The 18,924-nt window shown below is 38.2% G+C and carries 19 protein-coding genes and 3 tRNA genes; 14 read left to right on the forward strand and 8 right to left on the reverse strand.

The genetic code is table 11. From position 1 onward, the window contains the following. Positions 1–56: 56 nt before the first annotated feature. From ABDW32_RS16690 to ABDW32_RS16725, 8 genes are all read left to right on the forward strand, one after another. Positions 57–130, forward strand: a tRNA-Pro gene (locus ABDW32_RS16690). 546 nt (positions 131–676) lie between these two features. Then, positions 677–1,570, forward strand: a complete 894-nt coding sequence (locus ABDW32_RS16695; RefSeq protein ID WP_343564405.1) for an alpha/beta hydrolase — start codon at positions 677–679, stop codon at positions 1,568–1,570. Positions 1,571–1,846: 276 nt separating this feature from the next. Next, complete coding sequence (locus ABDW32_RS16700; protein ID WP_343564408.1) at positions 1,847–2,281, forward strand: hypothetical protein; 435 nt, start codon at positions 1,847–1,849, stop codon at positions 2,279–2,281. A 201-nt stretch (positions 2,282–2,482) separates the two neighbouring features. Beyond that, positions 2,483–2,556: transfer RNA gene (locus ABDW32_RS16705), tRNA-Pro, on the forward strand. A gap of 563 nt (positions 2,557–3,119) precedes the next feature. Continuing rightward, complete coding sequence (locus ABDW32_RS16710; protein WP_343564411.1) at positions 3,120–4,280, forward strand: helix-turn-helix domain-containing protein; 1,161 nt, start codon at positions 3,120–3,122, stop codon at positions 4,278–4,280. 89 nt (positions 4,281–4,369) lie between these two features. Continuing rightward, positions 4,370–5,527, forward strand: a complete 1,158-nt coding sequence (locus ABDW32_RS16715) for a helix-turn-helix domain-containing protein (protein ID WP_343564414.1) — start codon at positions 4,370–4,372, stop codon at positions 5,525–5,527. Between the two features lie 236 nt (positions 5,528–5,763). Continuing rightward, positions 5,764–6,189: a hypothetical protein gene (locus ABDW32_RS16720; RefSeq protein ID WP_343564416.1), complete on the forward strand. Its 426-nt coding sequence runs from the start codon at positions 5,764–5,766 to the stop codon at positions 6,187–6,189. 288 nt (positions 6,190–6,477) lie between these two features. After that, a complete protein-coding gene (locus ABDW32_RS16725; RefSeq protein ID WP_343564418.1) occupies positions 6,478–7,458 on the forward strand; it encodes a DUF1080 domain-containing protein in 981 nt (326 codons plus the stop codon). A 109-nt stretch (positions 7,459–7,567) separates the two neighbouring features. On the opposite strand, the gene ABDW32_RS16730 is transcribed toward ABDW32_RS16725, so the two are convergent. Further along, positions 7,568–7,861 (reverse strand): hypothetical protein, encoded by a 294-nt coding sequence (locus ABDW32_RS16730; protein ID WP_343564420.1) that lies wholly within the window; start codon positions 7,859–7,861, stop codon positions 7,568–7,570. 45 nt (positions 7,862–7,906) lie between these two features. Continuing rightward, a complete protein-coding gene (locus tag ABDW32_RS16735) occupies positions 7,907–8,326 on the reverse strand; it encodes a hypothetical protein (protein ID WP_343564422.1) in 420 nt (139 codons plus the stop codon). 272 nt (positions 8,327–8,598) lie between these two features. Between ABDW32_RS16735 and ABDW32_RS16740 the strand changes: the two genes are divergently transcribed. Beyond that, a complete protein-coding gene (locus tag ABDW32_RS16740; RefSeq protein ID WP_343564424.1) occupies positions 8,599–9,345 on the forward strand; it encodes a copper homeostasis protein CutC in 747 nt (248 codons plus the stop codon). A gap of 34 nt (positions 9,346–9,379) precedes the next feature. On the opposite strand, the gene ABDW32_RS16745 is transcribed toward ABDW32_RS16740, so the two are convergent. Together ABDW32_RS16745 and ABDW32_RS16750 are read right to left on the reverse strand one after the other, a co-directional pair. Then, a complete protein-coding gene (locus tag ABDW32_RS16745) occupies positions 9,380–9,559 on the reverse strand; it encodes a spore protein (RefSeq protein ID WP_077437607.1) in 180 nt (59 codons plus the stop codon). 32 nt (positions 9,560–9,591) lie between these two features. Beyond that, positions 9,592–9,662: transfer RNA gene (locus ABDW32_RS16750), tRNA-Cys, on the reverse strand. A gap of 378 nt (positions 9,663–10,040) precedes the next feature. On the opposite strand from ABDW32_RS16750, the gene ABDW32_RS16755 reads away from it, so the two are divergent. The 4 genes from ABDW32_RS16755 (at position 10,041) to ABDW32_RS16770 (ending at position 14,345) form a co-directional block, all read left to right on the forward strand. Next, a complete protein-coding gene (locus tag ABDW32_RS16755) occupies positions 10,041–10,649 on the forward strand; it encodes a porin family protein (protein ID WP_343564426.1) in 609 nt (202 codons plus the stop codon). A gap of 116 nt (positions 10,650–10,765) precedes the next feature. Next, a complete protein-coding gene (locus ABDW32_RS16760; protein WP_343564428.1) occupies positions 10,766–11,899 on the forward strand; it encodes an AI-2E family transporter in 1,134 nt (377 codons plus the stop codon). 609 nt (positions 11,900–12,508) lie between these two features. Then, positions 12,509–13,453: a hypothetical protein gene (locus tag ABDW32_RS16765; RefSeq protein WP_343564430.1), complete on the forward strand. Its 945-nt coding sequence runs from the start codon at positions 12,509–12,511 to the stop codon at positions 13,451–13,453. A 229-nt stretch (positions 13,454–13,682) separates the two neighbouring features. Then, on the forward strand, positions 13,683–14,345 hold the full coding sequence (locus ABDW32_RS16770; protein ID WP_343564432.1) for a porin family protein: 663 nt from the start codon (positions 13,683–13,685) through the stop codon (positions 14,343–14,345). Positions 14,346–14,418: 73 nt separating this feature from the next. Here ABDW32_RS16770 and rpsJ read toward each other — a convergent pair whose 3' ends face one another. The 4 genes from rpsJ to rpsL form a co-directional block, all read right to left on the reverse strand. Beyond that, on the reverse strand, positions 14,419–14,724 hold the full coding sequence (gene rpsJ / locus ABDW32_RS16775; RefSeq protein WP_028070501.1) for a 30S ribosomal protein S10: 306 nt from the start codon (positions 14,722–14,724) through the stop codon (positions 14,419–14,421). Between the two features lie 78 nt (positions 14,725–14,802). Beyond that, complete coding sequence (gene fusA, locus ABDW32_RS16780) at positions 14,803–16,926, reverse strand: elongation factor G (protein WP_077437604.1); 2,124 nt, start codon at positions 16,924–16,926, stop codon at positions 14,803–14,805. 133 nt (positions 16,927–17,059) lie between these two features. Next, positions 17,060–17,527: a 30S ribosomal protein S7 gene (gene rpsG / locus ABDW32_RS16785; RefSeq protein WP_077437603.1), complete on the reverse strand. Its 468-nt coding sequence runs from the start codon at positions 17,525–17,527 to the stop codon at positions 17,060–17,062. A 19-nt stretch (positions 17,528–17,546) separates the two neighbouring features. Next, the gene (gene rpsL / locus ABDW32_RS16790; protein WP_002993550.1) at positions 17,547–17,960 is read right to left on the reverse strand and encodes a 30S ribosomal protein S12; all 414 of its coding nucleotides are present in this window, start codon (positions 17,958–17,960) and stop codon (positions 17,547–17,549) included. A gap of 515 nt (positions 17,961–18,475) precedes the next feature. Here rpsL and ABDW32_RS16795 point away from each other — a divergent pair. Continuing rightward, a complete protein-coding gene (locus ABDW32_RS16795; RefSeq protein ID WP_343564435.1) occupies positions 18,476–18,886 on the forward strand; it encodes a hypothetical protein in 411 nt (136 codons plus the stop codon). The last annotated feature ends 38 nt before the right edge of the window (positions 18,887–18,924 follow it).

Genomic DNA, 18,924 nt, shown 5'->3' on the forward strand with positions numbered 1-18,924 from the left:
AAAGAATGCTTGATAAGCGTATATTTGTGCCACACAAAAACAAGGTGATACCTTTTCGGGGTGTAGCGTAGCCCGGTATCGCGCCACATTTGGGATGTGGAGGTCGTAGGTTCGAATCCTGCCACCCCGACTAAAAAAGCTCTAACAAAAGTTAGGGCTTTTTTTGTTTCTAGGCAGAATGAGAACCTACGACCTAATAAGGAGCTGCGAGGTTCGATCCGGAGAGGGTTCTATGTCGTGTGGGCATTGTGTGGCTAATTTAATCCTGCCATTCTAGCTAAAATCATTTATTATCAGGTTTTTTTGAATATGTTTCGGACATTTTTTTTTCAATATTAAGATAGATAAGTTTAGCTTAATGGGGGCTAATGTTACAAGATATAAACTCGTGTCTCCCCGTTTGGTGTTTGCTTTTGCTAACGAATTATCAAAATAAGCTGTACATGAACATTGAATTGACATGGCGGGTTAAGCTAAATTAAAAAATTTACACATTTAGTCGCTAAATGTATTTCACATTCCTAACAAAATTTGTAATTTACTTCTTTGAAATTGCACGGTTAAGTTTCCGCTAAATTGAACTTTTCATCTAATTTATCCGATACTTCGCCAATGCATTCTTGGTCGTAACCATGCTATGAGGCCAGCCGGATAAAATTTTTCTAATTGAACTAAAATGAATATTAATTTTTTCTTAAACTTAGTTATTCTGTTGTTATTGTTGATTTTACCGGAAATGGTCTTTTCTCAATCAACTGATTTTACCATCCAAGAAGTTAAGTTTAAAAGCCAAGGTGTTACTCTTGCGGGGTCAATTTTAATGCCTAAAAATCCATTTGCGGCAGTTGTGATTGTTCACGGGTCTGACCCGGTAAAAAGAGAAATCGAGTTTGCAACACGTCTTGCTAAAGAAGGTGTTGCTGTATTGACCTATGATAAACGTGGAGTTGGACAATCTGAAGGTATATATGTTGGACCGTCTGTTGGTACGAATAATATTGACACAACAAACCTTAATTTATTATCTAACGATGCAAATGAAGCAGTAAAAACATTTAGAACCTATTTGAAAGAGAAAAAGGTGCCAATTGGTTTAGTCGGGTTTAGTCAGGCAGGATGGATAATTCCGATTACTGCAAGTAAGAACCAACAGATTGAATTTATGGTATTATTTAGTTGTCCTACGATAACAACTGTAGAACAACTCCGATTTCAGTTTTATACGAATGGCAATAATAACTTTTGGGAACATCATACAGATGCCGATGCCCGTGAGCATATTAAAAATGACCCAGACAAATATCAATTTGTAGCGACTGACCCAAAAATTTCTTTGAATATGCTTTCAGTTCCTGGACTTTGGCTTTTTGGAGAGAAGGATATACAAATTCCCGTAAAGTTGTGTATAGAACAATTAAACTCATTTAAAGTACAAGGCAAACCTTTTGAATACACGTTATTTCCAACATTAGGACATGATACTTCTTCGGAAAATATTTCAGAACCCTTCGATATTTCAGTTCAATGGATAAAGCAGAAAACGTTGAACATGAAACTGTCTAAAAAATGAAAATAGAGTATTTTAAAGGCTATTCCACAAGCGGGTAATTTCACTATCTTTCTTTAATGCATAATAGCCATCGGCCAAACGCCCTTCCCTCTTTTTATTATCTTCGCTATCATGATGTCATAGTTTGTTGATACAATGGTTAATGTGTCGGATCGTATTTTGTATTCTTTTACAATTTCAATTGGTCACCCGGGCTAAAAAAGCTGTTTTTTCTTGACGCAGCGAAGTTCACGTAGTTTGGTATAATACTTGTAAGTGTACCCCAAAAAATAAATTATGAGCACATTAAAAATGACTTTTAAGAATTGGATGCTGCTATTGCTTGGAGTAATCGCGGTGGGAATGACGTCTTGCAGTAAGGAAACCGTTGATAGCATCGGAAGAGATGCCGCATTGAATATAATCCGTACAGGTAATTGGGAACGTTGGACTAAAACTGTTGAAGGTAATAGTGTTGCTGAGCTAAATGTGACCCGTGAAATGATGGAGCAGGGAGAGACACTTAATTTTGATAAAGACGGTGCTTGGCATAAGAAAAAAGATAATACTGCAGTTTCTTACGACTACAGTATGCCTGATGCAAAAACGATGATTTTTGATGGTGTTGAATATAAAATACAAGAAAATATTGTTTCTACAGTCTCCAAGCTAACATTAGTTAATCAGCAAGGGGCAATTAAAACAACGATGGTAATCAAGAGAAGTTGGTAACCTGATCCTAGTTAGATTGTCATGAGGTTTAAATTAAACCTCATTGACAATCTAATTTTTCGTCTATACATATCATTTTCACGCTCGTTTTAAAATTATTTATCAATGTGTCAGTGTTTTAAGTGTGTGGGTGAAAATAATTTTGAAAACAAAATATTTTAGTGTACTTTTGTGCCACACAAAACAAAGGTGATACCTTTTCGGGGTGTAGCGTAGCCCGGTATCGCGCCACATTTGGGATGTGGAGGTCGTAGGTTCGAATCCTGCCACCCCGACAAAAAAGCTCGACGAAAGTCGGGCTTTTTTTGTTTCTAGGCAGGATGAGAACCTAGGGCCTATTCAGGAGCTGCGAGGTTCGACCCAAAGGGGGCTCAGGGCAGAGTCTGAGGCATGCGCGGCTGAGCCAATCCTACCACCCCGACAATAAAGCTCGACGAAAGTCGGGCTTTTTTTGTTTCTAGGTATGATGAGAACCTACGACCTATTAAGGAGCTGTGAGGTTCGATCCGAAGGAGGCTCAGTAAGCCGAACTATATATTTCTTGGACTCTGCACATTGTTAATCGTAAAAGAGCGCCTCAGCCTATGTGTATCTTTACGTTACAAAGGTGCCATCTTATAAGATGGGACGATGCGCGCGCGAGGTTTACGCAATTTTGAAAGCAGTCTCAATAAAATCGCAATCTATTGGCCTTGGTTTTATGCGAAGATTTCGATTTGATAAATAACAGAAAAGAGAGTATATTGCTGATGTCCAATGTTTGTAAAAATGACTTTTAGAAAATAGGTGCAGACTCAGAATCAGCTGCTTAATTACAATTTATGCTAACTAATTCCCTATGACCTCAATCTGGCATATCATTTATATCGGTGGTGTCTTTATGGCCCTGTTTCTTTTTATTCTGTTAATCAGCAAACCAAAGAAAAGTGCTGCGGATAAGATTTTGAGCACCTGGCTTTTCTTCGCTTTTTTTGATCTGATTTTAGTTGGCCTGTACGGATCCGGAGAAATTCTAAGTATGCCGAAGCTGTTTGGCTGGGAAATGCCTTTTCCCTATTTACATGGGCCTTTCTTGTATCTGTATATTTTGTTTGCTACTGGACAGCAGCGGCATACATGGCGTTATCTGCTCCATTTCCTTCCTGCTGTGATTGTATCAGTTATACTGGCTTTTGTGTTACCGGACGCGGTCGCAGAATATAAAGGGAAATATTACATGTTGCGGGAATATGATACTTTCATTTGGATTATGATGTTGGGTTTTATGATCTCGGGGATCGTATATATAATCCTTTCACTAATGTTGTTGCGTCGGCATAGAAAGAATATTGTCGGACAATTTTCCAATACGGAAAAAATTACCCTCAACTGGATGCGCTATCTTATTTTCGGTATTAGTGCAATCTGGGTCGTCGTCATTATCGAGGGGAGCCCAGAGCTATTTTTTGTGGTCATCACGTTGTTCATTTTTTTCTTCGGTTATTTTGGTGTACAGCAGGTAGGAATTTTTTCCCATGCGTCATCGGTACATGAGGTGGTACCGCTGCGGGAACTGGAATCAGTGGATGAAATACAGTATGACGAGGCCGCCCAAGAGTCTGCTGACAAAGTCAAATATGAAAAGACGAGGCTGGAGGAATCTGAAGCTTCGCTCATTCATGGAAAATTGGATGCCCTGATGAAGGAGCAAAAATGCTATCAGGATCCCGAATTAACTTTGGGAGACTTAGCCAAGATACTAGAGGTGCATCCCGTTATACTTTCACAGGTCATCAATTCCAGAGAACAAAAGTCCTTTTATGATTATGTCAATACCTATAGGGTAGAGACCTTTAAGGAATTGTTGTTACGACCTGACAGCAGGCAATATACGATGCTGTCATTGGCCTTCGAGTGCGGCTTCAACTCGAAGACCAGTTTCAATCGAAACTTTAAGAAGATTACACAGATGTCCCCCAGCGCCTATGCAAAAGGGATCGATGTTCAATTGAAAGCATAAAAGCTGGACAAGGTCAAAAAGATTAACAATATGCTAGCAGCTGAGCTTTCAATTGTGCTTGTTAGCCTTATTTTTTTAGCTATCTGACTATGATATTAGCTTGGCAGATTATTTATATCGGGGGACTGTCTATTGCGCTCTTTTTGTGCATTATGATTGTCAGTAAACGTAAAAAGACAATGGCTGATCGGATTTTATGTGCATGGTTCCTTTTCGCATGTATCCATTTGGCTTTTATAGGCTGGTACGCTTCGGGCTTAGCTCTCAAAAATCCGCAGTTCATTTTGTGGCAGTTGCCATTTCCATTTTTACATGGGCCTTTCCTTTATTTATACATTTTATTTTTGAGCGCACAGCAGCGTTACCGATGGCGTTATTTAATCCATTTTATCCCAGCGGTTGTCGTCCTTATGATATTAACTTTTGTGCTTCCAGATGTATTTGTAAGGACGCAGAGCGAAATAAAGATATTGCCGCAATTTGAAGCTTTTTTCCAAATCCTAGTCGTAGCAATCATACTTTCTGGTCTGACCTACGTTGTCCTGTCGCTTCGGCTGCTGCATGCGCATCGCCGGAACATAATTGGTCAGCTGTCGAATACCGACCGCATTACACTAAACTGGATCCGGTATCTAATCTTGGGAATGAGTGCAATATGGGTAGTTGTCATTTTCTCCGATTCGCCACAGACATTATACACCGTTGTTGCCCTTTTTATTTTTTTTATCGGTTATTTTGGAATCCGTCAGGTAGGTGTCTTCTCAAATTTATCCGCAGCACATGAAATATACGCTCCAAGCTTACTAAAGCAAAGCTGGCAAGACGTCGATCAAGCAATACCAGCTGAAAAATTGAAATATGAAAAAACGAGACTGAATGAATCAGTTGCTTCGCTCATCCATGGGAAACTGAACGTTCTGATGAAGGAGCAAAAATGTTATCAGGATCCAGAGCTAACTTTGGGTGATTTAGCTAAAAGATTGGAACTGCATCCGGTCATACTGTCGCAGGTAATTAACTCAAAGGAAGGGAAATCCTTTTACGATTATGTGAATAGCCATCGGGTGGAGGCCTTTAAGGAACTGTTGTTGGATCCCAAAAGTCAGCAGTTTACTTTGCTGTCGCTAGCCTTTGACTGTGGTTTTAATTCGAAGACCAGCTTCAACCGGAATTTTAAGAAGATTACCCATATGTCTCCCAGTGCCTATGCAAAATCACGCCAGATCACGTTTAAATCACTAGATTGAATAACCGCAGATCTTTGAGTAAACTGTTCATCTTCATGCGCTTTATCGTCTTATCATTTATTTGAAATATTCATTGCCATCAAAAAAAGGTTTCACCTTATAAGATGGAGCGTCTGACAAAAGTGGCTTCTCTATTTTTGGATACTCATCTGTATGGTAGAAGAAATTCTGCTGTTCAGGTGAGCGGAGGAAACTCTCCGAAAGACACTAATCATATTAAAATTAAAAAACAGAACATGAAAAATCGAATTATTAAAAGTGGTGTAAAGACAGGTATATTAGTAATTGCCTTTTTGAGTTTTGCAGTCGGCTGTTCTAAGGATGATGGCGATGCGCCCAAACCAGTGGGTGATATTCAAGCAGCTATCGGGACGTTTAAAGGAACTATTCGTGTAGCGGAGCGGGATTACTACAATGCCATAGTCATGGTAACAAAAGAAAGTGACGACCGTGTTAAAGTCGCTGCCAAATCTGGTGAGGCATATAGCGCTGTGACGCCTAAAATATTTAAAGTGCAGAATATTTCCAATGTTCATATCTCTTCTTCGGGAGGACCATCTGGTTCATTTACCTATATTCTGGATAGTAAATCCGTTGTTGTTTCAACGGAAAAAGAAGCAGCGACCGAAGTCAGCTTTTATTTTGAAGGTACAAAACAGTAGTAACACATAGTTCGGTATAGCACAGAACAGCTTACTGCATAGAAATTAATTAATATATCCAATCAGCTGTGGCTCGGCTCAGCTGATTTGTTTTTTATAGACATCAATGGATGCTTACTTCCTCTTCGGCTTTGTTGACCTCCAGTATAGGCTTTCTTTTCGTTTTGTCCCTAGGTTTAATGTCAGTGTAGCCTTAGCCTTTTTTAACATGAGATCCCTTGGATAACAGCGTCGAAACAGTTAAATTGCTGGAAATTTATTGTCAATTAGAATATAAACATAAATAATATGAAAAGAAAAGCGGCATTTCTTTTGGGGCTTTTGGCCTCCGCTGCGCTTCCGCAGGCAACTTTCGCTAAAGATTCAATGATGGAATCAATTGTCCAGAACCAGGAGATTGATGGAAAGGAACTAATTGGGCGATGGGATATAGAGGTTGACATTAATGGTACGCCTGCACCTTCATGGCTTGAGGTAAAATTGTCAGGTTACAAGACCTTAGTAGGTCACTATGTGAGTACTTCGGGGAGTGCAAGACCTGTTTCACAGGTTTTTTATGAAAACGGAAAGTTTAAATTTGCGATACCTCCACAATGGGAGAGCGGAAAGATGAATTTAAGTGTGGAAGGAGAGATTCAAAATGGAACATTGCAGGGCACAATAACAGAGCCTGATGGGAAAACACACCGCTTTAAAGGTGTACGTGCACCAGAATTAAAAAGAACAGCTGCCGTTAAATGGGGAAAACCGATTCAGCTTTTTAATGGAAAGGATCTATCGGGGTGGAAAGCTACTGGCAAAACAAACCAATGGGTTGTGAAAAATGGTATACTAACCAGCCCTCAATCAGGATCTAATCTTGTTTCCGAACAGAAGTTTGAAGATTTTAAATTGCATGTGGAGTTCAAAATCCCAGCCGGAAGTAATAGTGGAGTTTATCTAAGAGGTCGTTATGAAGTACAGATTGAGGATAGCCCGAAAGAAGCGCATCCGAATGCAGTGCTGTTTGCTGGTGTATACGGTTTTCTTGCCGCAAATGAGATGGTGAACAAAGGAGCCGGAGAATGGCAGACATATGATATCACATTGGTCGGGCGTCTAGTGACAGTTGTGGCCAATGGTAAAACAGTGATTAGCAACCAAGAGATTCCTGGTATCACTGGAGGAGCCTTGGACAGTAGAGAAGCTGAACCAGGCCCGATCTATTTTCAAGGCGACCATGGACCCGTTGAGTTTCGAAAGGTGATCATTACGCCAGCCATTAAATAAGGGCAACATATATATATTAGAAGAGACTATCTTTTTGATGCGTACCTTAAAAGTTTAACAAAGTTAGAATTTAACTTTTCTGGAGCAGTCTATCGATGGGTAGTCTCTTTTAGATACCGATTACCACAACTACAATGTCTTCATTTTGGTATGAAGTATAGTACCGGTCTATTGAACCATTCTCCTTGTATTCTTGAAGCTCTTTAAATATTAGTTTTTTTAAGACACCTTTTCCCTTTCCGTGAATAAACTTGATTTCGTTCATTTCCCAATAAATAGCTGCATCCAGGTTGGATCTTAAGAAATCAATGGATTCTAGCATAAGTTCGTCGGCGGAATAGTCTTCCCAATCTTCAAGGAATGCATTTGCATGTAGATCGACTATTGCGGGTGGTTTGCGCATGATTCAATATTTTACAGTGCCGCAAATGTAAAACAAAACAATGACTTAATAGCTGAGGTCAGCCAGGAAATAGACAGCATCGGCAAATTTTTCATACCATTTTTTTATAATGGCGGCAATTTCATATTCTTCCTCTTCGGCATGAGTAAGCATTAATAGTTCGACCGCATCTAGTAATTGTTTGTGATCAAGAAATAAACCATCATAATCACGGTAGGCTGAGACGGTTTCTTGAATAAGCAGTAGACTATCGTAGCGGATCAGCATCATGGTATGGCGGGAAGAAATGCGATCTATTAGCCATTCTTTTTTGAAATCAGAAGCGATATGCCGATCACATGCTTGGTTAAACAATATTTCGAATTCAACAATCTGACTTTTTAGACCATGTATAGCGGATTGGAGTTCCTCAAAAGTACTTATAATCCGTTCCTGTGTCTCCATATTTCTTGATATAATCGCCATGATATTTTACTTAAAGTTTATACAGTGTTGGTTATTAATGTTTTAAATAAAAGCATGTAAGGTATATACAAATGGTTTGGAGAAATGTTTTCCTATTTATAAATAATAATAGACGGCTGACCTAGAGGATGCTGCCTGATATTAGGTGGAATCTATCAGTTGGAGTTTGTTCCGGAAAAATAGTTTTTGCTTCCTCAGTATGAGAAAATAGGTAATCTGCTTTTTTTTTACGTTATTCGCATTGCATAAAATCGCATTTAAAATTGAATTGAATGAAGGAGAAAGCAATCGGAAATTATCAATTAGAAATTTGTTCCAATTCAGTCGCTTCGGCGATCGAGGCTCAAAAAGGCGGAGCAACACGTGTTGAATTTTGTCAAAACTTGGAGAACGGTGGAACAACACCTTCTTTTGGCCAATTGAAGTTGGTGCGTGAACTTGTACATATTGGTATTCACGTATTGATTCGGCCACGGGGGGGAGATTTTCTATATACCGAAGAAGAAGTATTGGAAATGATCGCAGATATTGAGTTATGTAAGGAATTAGGAATGGATGGAGTTGTTATCGGTGCATTGAATGCAGATGGTACCGTGGATAAGGTCAATACGAAGCGTTTAGTTGATGCTGCACGGCCTATGCATGTGACTTTCCATCGTGCTTTTGATCGCGTTGAAGATCCTTTTACTGCATTGGAAGATGTCATTGCTTTAGGCATAGACCGCATACTTACTTCCGGTTTGAGAAATTCAGCTTTATCGGGAGTATCGATACTGCAGCAATTGATCAAGCAGGCTGCTGGACGTATTGTGATTATGCCGGGGGCGGGTGTGGATGCTTCCAATATCAGGACAATTTTGGAAGAAACAGGCGCTATTGCTATACACAGTTCAGCAAAAGAAAGCCAAGCTTCAAAGATGCAGTTTTCGCAGGATCAGGTCAAAGGAATGGATGAACCACAGTGGGTAAGCTCAAAAGAAAAAGTCCACCAAATGGTAGACTTATTAAAAAGCCTTTAAAGTATAACTTTAAAGGCTGCTAATTTCTTTTTACTTATTTAGCTTCTGCAGCTAACTGATTTAAGATAGCATCGTTTTTAACGATTTGGTTGCTAGCTTTCATTTTTGATCTAGAACCTAACTCTACGTTAGTTCCTAATTTCAAGAACTGAACTTCAACACGTGAAACAGTTTTATTTCTTCTATCTTTTCTTTTTAAACGTGTAACTCCCATTTTGATAATATTTTTATTGTTTAAATAAAACGAGGTCGGAAGCGGATTCGAACCGCTGTAGGAGGTTTTGCAGACCTCAGCCTAGCCACTCGGCCATCCGACCCTATTTTTTCCTTTTGAAGGTCTGCAAAAATAAAACTTATAATTGGAATTAAAAAATCTTTGTGATAAAACTTTTGTGTTTTTGAGCATTATTCTGAAAACCAAGCTGGTAGTTTTTAGGAAGTCAATAGTCTAAACTTTATAAACGCCTGTTTTAAGTAGGTAGGGGGAGTTGAAAAAGCTGAACTGTATTCTATTTACTGTATCTTTTAAAGGACAATCAAAAAAAAGAGGTATCGCTTTTTTCTTTTGTTTCGAAGTGAATATTAGTCGCTTACGTATTTTGGAATAGATATTGCAAATGGATATGTCATAAATCTCATACAGGAAGTATATGAGAAAAATGATAAAAAGAATAAAGTAAATTAAATTAGGAAACATGAAAAAACTATTATTATCTGCAGCAATTTTATTTGGTTCATTGGGTGCTTTTGCTCAAGGAGGATTGGGATACGGACTACGTGCGGGTGTAAATATTCCTAAATATTCAACAAGTTTGGGAGATACCAAATCCAATACAGGTTTCTTTGTAACGGGATATTTGGATGCTCCAGTATCGCCATATTTTTCCGTGCAACCTGGTTTGTCTCTACAGAATAAAGGTGCTAAGTGGCTAGAGACTTCTAATGGAGAGCTTAAAGAAAGTGTAATGTCTTTGGATATCCCAGTAAACTTAGTGGCTAAGTTGCCTACAGGCGGGTCTGGTAACTTCTTTATAGGAGCAGGACCGTATGTTGGGTTTGGCTTGAGTGGGAAACAAAAAGGAAATTTAGGCGATGCAAAAGATGAAAGAGATTTAGAGTTCGGTAGCGGAGCCGGTAAAGATTTGAAACGTACCGATTTTGGTGTAAACTTCTTGGCGGGTTACCAATTAACGAATGGCTTTCAGATCAATGCCGGTTATGGTTTAGGTTTAACCAATTTAGCTCCTAATGACGGTTCAATCAAAAACCGTGTTTGGTCTGTGGGAATCGGTTTTGGACTATAAGAAATATAAGTACTTAAACTTATTATGAGGAAAGAGTCCCTGCATGTGTAGGGACTTTTTTATTTCCTTAAACTTAAGTCATGTGAAATTGTTATTTTTATTCAAAAAAATATGCAATGAAAAGATTTCTCTCCCTACCGTTCTATGTAAAATTAGCCTGTATATTGATTAGTATTCTTCTCTTAGGGTATTTGGCTAAGATCGGTGATACCATATTGATTCCAATGATCTTGGGACTTCTATTTGCGCTGCTGTTGATTCCGTTGAGCAATTTTATGGAGCGGAAGTTACGTTTTCCACGAACATTGGCCGGCATACTCAGTGTGATTCTATTTTTTGGTGTATTGGGTTACGGACTTTTCTTATTGGCCTCTCAGCTTACTCTGCTGAAAGAAGATTTTCCGGCATTTAAAGAGCAGATTATGGATGGTGCAGGCAAATTGCAAAGTTGGGTCAGTCAACAGTTTGGTATACAACATAAAGAACAGATGGAATTTATCAATAAGACGGCTTCAAAGTCAGTGGATTCCGGTACTTTGTTTTTGGGGACAGCATTGGTTTCACTTTCTTCCCTGTTTATTTTATTTGTTTTTACATTCCTGTATACCTTCTTCCTACTGATTTATAGGGGGCATATCGTGAAATTTCTGTTATTTGTTAACCGTGTTGAAGACCGACCAATTGTGGTGGATGTGGTTAGGCAGATCCAATATGTGGTTAAGAAGTATTTGATTGGTCTGTTAATCCAAATGAGTTTGGTTTCACTATTGGTTTTTATCACCCTATCGCTGATTGGTGTAAAATATAGCCTGTTGCTGGCTTTAATTACCGGTGTTTTCAATGTGTTGCCTTATGTGGGAATTTTCTCGTCAATGCTTATTATCGCTATTCTTACTTTTGCTACATCTTCATTTACCCATGTGGTTCTAGTGATTTTGGCACTGATTATTGTCCACATGATTGATAGCAACTTTATTGTTCCTAAAATTGTCGGATCAAAGGTTAAGGTCAATTCTTTATTTGCTATGCTTTCCATTATTATCGGCGAAATGGTTTGGGGAATTTCGGGAATGTTTTTGGCCATTCCAATATTGGCAATTGTTAAGATCGTGATGGACCGTATTAAAGAGCTTAAGCCTTGGGGATTCTTATTAGGGGAGGAGGATAGTAAAGATGAGGTATACAAAGATTTATTTGACTCTCTCAATCCGGTAGAGAAGAAAATCATTGAAAATGAGGCGAAGGAATAATTTTATTTAAATTACTAGCTCAATTATTATGCTTTTTAGGAATTTTCTTCTATTAATATTGTTATTCGAAGGGTTATATTCCTGTGTGAAATTAAAGGTAGGATATTATTGAAATGTACTAGATCAAATGGGAGATGCTTTTGAGTATCTCTCATTTGATCTAGTACACAGAGCAGACTCTATTGCAATAAAAAATCTTTCTCTGTTTATTAAACTTTACGCGGTTCAACACCAATTGTATACAGCCCTGAATTGTATTCTCTCGTTGTATACGAGGATCCATTAAATCCAGTAATTACATAATCCGCGAAGTTAATAAGTACATCCCTTAATTGATCACTTTGTCTGGTAACTTTCCAAGAGACTGTAGAAGATTCGTCTTTTGCCAAATTTGCACCGAATTTTAAACCTAATTTAGCTAACCCTGCGAATGTAGGCTCAATACCAAAATTTGTCGCGAATTTAACTGTACGAGCTTCTGATGTGCTTTCTTCTACTTATATGGCCGATACCTCTAAGGTCTTTAATATGTTAAGATTTGCTATTTAGTAATAATTAATGTATTTTGTGTAAATAATTAATTGTTTTTATGAAAATTATGATGATATAATGAATAGAACTCTACTTGTATTTTTTGTTTTTTTCTTGTTTATAATGGTTGGTTGTAAAAAATCGGAGGAACGTGGCGCTGATTCCAAGACGAGTATTTTATTTTCGGACAACAATCATGCTGTTAGAGGAAAAGTGACCTACGATTACAACATGGATAATTGTGGACAGATTAATCTGGTTACCGCAGTAAAGGAAGACAACGGTAATTATGCCGAATTGAAGCTGACTTTACTTCAGAATGGTGCACTGGCCAAGGTGCAGTATTTTAAACAAAACTCGCCGGATGATGGTAATTATTTTGCGCCGCATCTCCAAACGGAAAAATCTTTTAAGATCTCAGATTTTAAATATGATAAAAAGGGAGGACGTTTGTCCTTTTCCTTTGATGGGAAAGTTTTCAAAAATAATAAACCCGGTGGTGAGCGTATATTGGCTGGTAAAGTAGAACTTAACTCAATTCAATACGCCCCATGTGAGGCATTGATATTTGATGTGATGACAGTTAATCCTACTTTCAACTTTTTCGCTATTCCCGGAACGTCCAATAATTCTGTGAATACTACTGGGGGACCAAATAAGTATAAAGAGTTTGCATACAATGTTTATTCCAACGCTGGTCAGTTTCTGAGCTTGAGACTAGATCGCGATATATCAAAATTGGTGGGCGAAGAGATTGCATTTGACGAAGGAAATGAAATGTTTAATGTACGATATTGGGAATATATTGGACCTTATATGCTCTCAGAATCCTATGGGCCGATTGACAGAAATTGGAAGCGTTTTCAGACAAGAGGAAAGTTAGTTAATATCCAAAAAATGTCCGATAATCGGTATGGTAAGCCTTATTATAGTGGGTTGATCATCATGGATATATTCGATGAGGACCGCATGGTAAAACAGGCTGTTGAATTACCTTTCTATTTATCATCTTGGCTTGATTAATAACAAGGAGGGTAATTTATGGATAACAGATAATGGATTTTGTTGACGATTTATTGCAAGTTGATCCTTATCAAAAAATATTAATTATAAAAGCCACGAGATAAAATGTGGCTTTTACTGTTTTAGTGATCAGTTATATGAATTGAACAACTTCCTCATGGTGAATTATAGATATATCAATTTTTGTAATTCTAAAAAAATGTTATAGAATTATATCAAGTTTTTTTAGTTGTATTTCAGTAAATTATATGCTATTTTCGTTCTATATTTAATTTGTTTTTTTACGAAAAGAAAATTATTATCAATCGCTGCAGCATTGTGTTTTATTGCTGGAGCCAAAGCACAGACTTCTTATGGTTTAAAAGCTGGGGCTAACTTCGCTAAATTTCAAGTAAGTGGAGGGAATACGAGTTATACGTCAGATGCTGCAACTTTTTTTTATGTGACGGGATATGCAGATGTCCCCGTAGCAATGAACTTTAGTGTACAACCGGGTATTTCCTTACAGGGAAAAGGGGGAAAAGCACCTGCAGGTGATTTTACAGAGGTGAGTACAAAAGATAATTTGATGTATATTGAGGTTCCTGTAAATTTTGTTTATTATGTTCCTACAGGAGAGGCTGGAAAGGTATTCTTCGGAGCAGGCCCATATGCAGCAATAGGTATTCATGCTAAATCTACTCAGGGAAATTTAAGTGAAATCGGCAGTTTTAGCGACGCGGGTTTGAAGGCTTTTGATGCTGGACTGAATTTTCTTGCGGGATTTAAGTTGACAAATGGATTTCTGATCAATGGTGGTTATGGATTAGGTTTAACGAATATGCTGAAAGATATTGATGGAGTAACTTCAAAAAACCGCGTATTCTCAGTAGGTGTTGGTTACCAATTCTAATCAAAGAGGTATAAACAACAAAAAGGGGCTTTTCTTACGAAAGGCCCCTTCTTTTTTCAGTGACTGAAATCTATCACACTTTGATTTCTACTTCAACACCTGAAGGTAATTCAAGTTTCATCAATGCGTCAACAGTTTTAGCGTTTGATGAATAGATATCCAACAATCTTTTGTAAGCACACAATTGGAATTGCTCACGTGCTTTTTTGTTAACGTGTGGTGAACGTAATACCGTGTAGATCTTTTTCTCAGTAGGCAATGGAATAGGACCACTAACAACTGCACCTGTAGGTTTTACTGTTTTTACGATTTTTTCAGCTGATTTGTCAACCAAATTGTAATCGTAAGATTTCAATTTAATTCTGATTCTTTGGCTCATAGTATATGATATTATTAAAAAATGACCGCTGATTAGAGCTATTAACAACCAGCGGTCGGTTTATTTTTGAGTTCTATATTATTCTACAGAACCTTTGATTCTACCTTTAGATTTTGCGATTACTTCATCAGCAACGTTACGTGGAGCTTCAGCATAGTGATCAAATTCCATTGTAGATGTTGCACGACCTGAAGTGATTGTACGTAATTGAGTTACGTAACCGAACATTTCAGAAAGTGGAACCAATGCTTTGATTACTTGTGCACCGTTACGTGAATCCAAACCTTGCATTTGACCACGACGACGGTTTAAGTCACCCATTACATCACCCATGTTTTCTTCTGGAGTCAATACTTCGACTTTCATGATTGGCTCCATCAATACTGGTGAACATTTAGGTAACGCCTCACGGTATGCCATTTTAGCTGCCAATTCGAATGACAATGAATCTGAATCGACTGCGTGGAATGAACCATCAATCAAACGAACTTTCATGCCAGAAAGTGGGTAACCAGCCAATACACCATTATTCAATGATGCTTCAAATCCTTTTTGAACTGAAGGGATGTATTCTTTTGGAATTGCACCACCCACGATTTCGTTTACGAATTGAAGCGCTGATTTTGAAGCATCGTAGTCTGCGTCTACCGGAGAAATAACAACTTTGATATCCGCGAATTTACCACGACCACCTGATTGTTTTTTGTATACCTCACGGTGCTCAGTAGTACCATTGATAGACTCTTTGTACGCTACTTGAGGAGCACCTTGGTTAACCTCAACTTTGAATTCACGTTTCAAACGGTCGATCAAGATCTCTAAGTGAAGCTCACCCATACCAGAGATAACTGTTTGACCAGTTTCTTCGTCAGATTTAACAACGAATGTAGGATCCTCTTCAGCTAATTTACCAAGACCAATACCTAATCTATCTACGTCAGCTTGCGTTTTAGGTTCGATCGCTAAACCAATTACTGGCTCAGGGAAAGTCATAGACTCTAATACGATAGGCGCTTTTTCATCACAAAGTGTATCACCTGTTTTGATGTCTTTGAAACCTACAACAGCACCGATATCACCAGCCTCGATGAAAGGGATAGGGTTTTGTTTGTTCGCGTGCATTTGGAAGATACGAGAGATACGCTCTTTGTTTCCTGAACGCGTGTTCAATACATAAGAACCTGCATCTAACTTACCAGAGTAAGCACGGATGAAACATAAACGACCTACGAATGGGTCAGTCGCAATTTTGAAACCTAAAGCTGCGAAAGGCTCATTAACAGATGGTTTACGCTCAATTTCTTCACCAGTATCAGGGTTAGTACCTTTTACAGCCTCAACATCTAGAGGTGAAGGCAATAATTCCATTACTAGATCCAACATGGTTTGAACACCTTTGTTTTTGAAAGATGAACCACAAACCATAGGAACGATAGAGTTATCCAATACGGCTGCACGTAATGCATTTAAGATCTCGCGCTCAGTCAATGAGTTTGGATCATCGAAGAATTTCTCCATCAATGACTCATCGTAACCAGCTACTGCCTCTAATAATTTCTCACGGTATTCAGCAACCTCATCCAACATATCATCAGGAATAGGTACTTCAGTGAAGGTCATACCTTTATCATGCTCGTTCCAAACGATACCACGGTTGTTGATCAAGTCAACCACACCTTTGAAAGTATCTTCAGCACCGATAGGCAACTGTAAAGCTACAGCCTCAGAACCCAACATATCTTTTACTTGTTTTACAACTTTCAAGAAGTCAGCTCCTGAACGGTCCATTTTGTTAACGAAACCGATACGAGGTACTTTGTAACCATCAGCTAAACGCCAGTTTGTCTCAGATTGAGGTTCAACACCATCAACTGCAGAAAACAAGAATACCAATCCATCCAATACACGTAACGAACGGTTTACCTCAACCGTGAAATCCACGTGTCCAGGTGTATCGATAACGTTTACTTGGTATTTGTTGTTACGGTAGTTCCAGAATACAGTTGTTGCAGCAGAAGTGATCGTGATACCACGCTCAGCCTCTTGCTCCATCCAGTCCATTGTTGAAGCACCTTCGTGAACTTCACCAATTTTGTGGTTTACACCTGAGTAATAAAGGATACGCTCAGTTGTTGTAGTTTTACCAGCATCGATGTGTGCAGCGATACCGATATTTCTAGTGAATTTTAAATCTCTTGCCATAATATTTTTAAGCAGCTGGCCATAGGGGCCTTATGTGTTTAAATGTAATGTTAAATAAGTACACCGACCTTGATAAAAGAGTGTTCGTTTATCGGAGGTCGGTGTAATCATATTTTTTTGAATGTCTTCAAAATTAGAATCTGAAGTGTGAGAACGCTTTGTTAGCTTCCGCCATTTTGTGCGTATCTTCTTTCTTCTTAACAGCAGCACCTTCACCTTTAGAAGCTGAAATGATTTCTCCTGCTAATTTTTCGAACATTGTTTTTTCACCACGTTTACGAGCGTATGAAATTAACCATTTCATACCCAAAGCAATTTTACGCTCTGGACGAACTTCCATAGGAACTTGGAAGTTAGCACCACCTACACGGCGTGATTTAACTTCAACAGCAGGCATAACGTTGTTCAAAGCTTTTTTCCAAGCTTCTAAACCGCTTTCTTGTGTTTTTTGTTCTACTAATTCTACTGCATCGTAAAAAATATCATAAGCGATAGATTTTTTACCATCTACCATCATATTGTTTACGAAACGTGTTACCTGAACGTCATTAAACTTTGGATCAGGTAAAATGATTCTCTTTTTCGGTTTTGACTTTCTCATTTTTCTTTCCTCCGTTTAATTATTTCTTTTTACCTTTTGCTGGAGCTGCAGCTGCTTGTCCTGGTTTAGGACGCTTAGTTCCGTATTTAGAACGACGTTGGTTACGACCTGCTACACCTGAAGTATCTAATGCACCACGGATGATGTGGTAACGTACACCTGGTAAATCCTTAACACGACCACCACGGATCAATACGATCGAGTGCTCTTGCAAGTTGTGACCTTCTCCAGGGATGTAAGCGTTGACCTCTTTACCGTTTGTTAAACGTACACGAGCTACTTTACGCATTGCTGAGTTTGGTTTTTTAGGGGTAGTAGTATATACACGTGTACATACACCTCTTCGCTGTGGACATGAGTCCAACGCTGGTGACTTACTCTTATCAACCAGAGCTACTCTACCTTTTCTAACTAATTGTTGAATAGTAGGCATTTACCTGTTTTTGTTTATAAATTTTATACCTAAATTATTTTAAGTTCGCAAAGATACTGATTCCGTTTTGAATATTAAATAGTTAGTGTATAAAATTTAGATTATTTTTTAGAAAAGACAGTTCTCCTTTTCGCAATAATGAAACCATTTCCAGGATGGATTGACAAGTTCGCGCTCCTTCTGCTGCATGCTGTCCTTGGTCAAAATGATTTCGCTTGTCAATGCGACCTTGCGCTAGTAAGTTTAACAGCTGCTACTGATTAATATGATGTTGTCAAATATGGACAATAATAGTGACTTTGTCTAGCCTTAGAGCTAAAAAATGAGATTTTATGTTTGACTCGTAAAAATCTTTATTGTCTTGAATACGAGTTGCTCTGTGTTTTTTGTGAAAATATTCTTCTACTGGTTTCTGAGTATATTTACTTTTTTGCGTGTTTATGCTTCTTTTTGGCAAGAGGTTTGTCAAATACGAACAGATAATTAAGTAAAAACAAATTTAAAGAATTCAGATTATGAAAATGAAATTGATGTATGCAATCGTATTGGCACTAGTGACCTTCGCTTTTGTGGGATGTTCCAAGGATAAAGATGAGCCTATCCAAACCGGTGGAAGTATTGATGCGGCAGTAGGTACTTATAAAGGAAAAATTAAAATTATTGGCGGTGCCGAAGTCTTTAATCAAATATTGGTCGTTACAAAAGTTAGTGATAATAAAGTCAAAGTTAGCGCTCAAAATGCTGATCTTAAGCTCCCTGTAAGAGAGATTCAGGTATCTAATAATTATAATATTTCTATTCAAGCTTTACCTAATGAGCCTCAAGGTCAATTTATCTTCACTTTTGAAAATAAAGGACTAACTTTTTTAGCGGAACGAACAGAAGAGGGCCAGCTGGAATATTCTTTCGATGGAACTAAACAATAACTTTTCTTTTAAATAATACCTCAAAAGGCCCAATCAGT

This window comes from Sphingobacterium sp., assembly GCF_039596235.1.
Classification (GTDB): Bacteria; Bacteroidota; Bacteroidia; order Sphingobacteriales; family Sphingobacteriaceae; genus Sphingobacterium.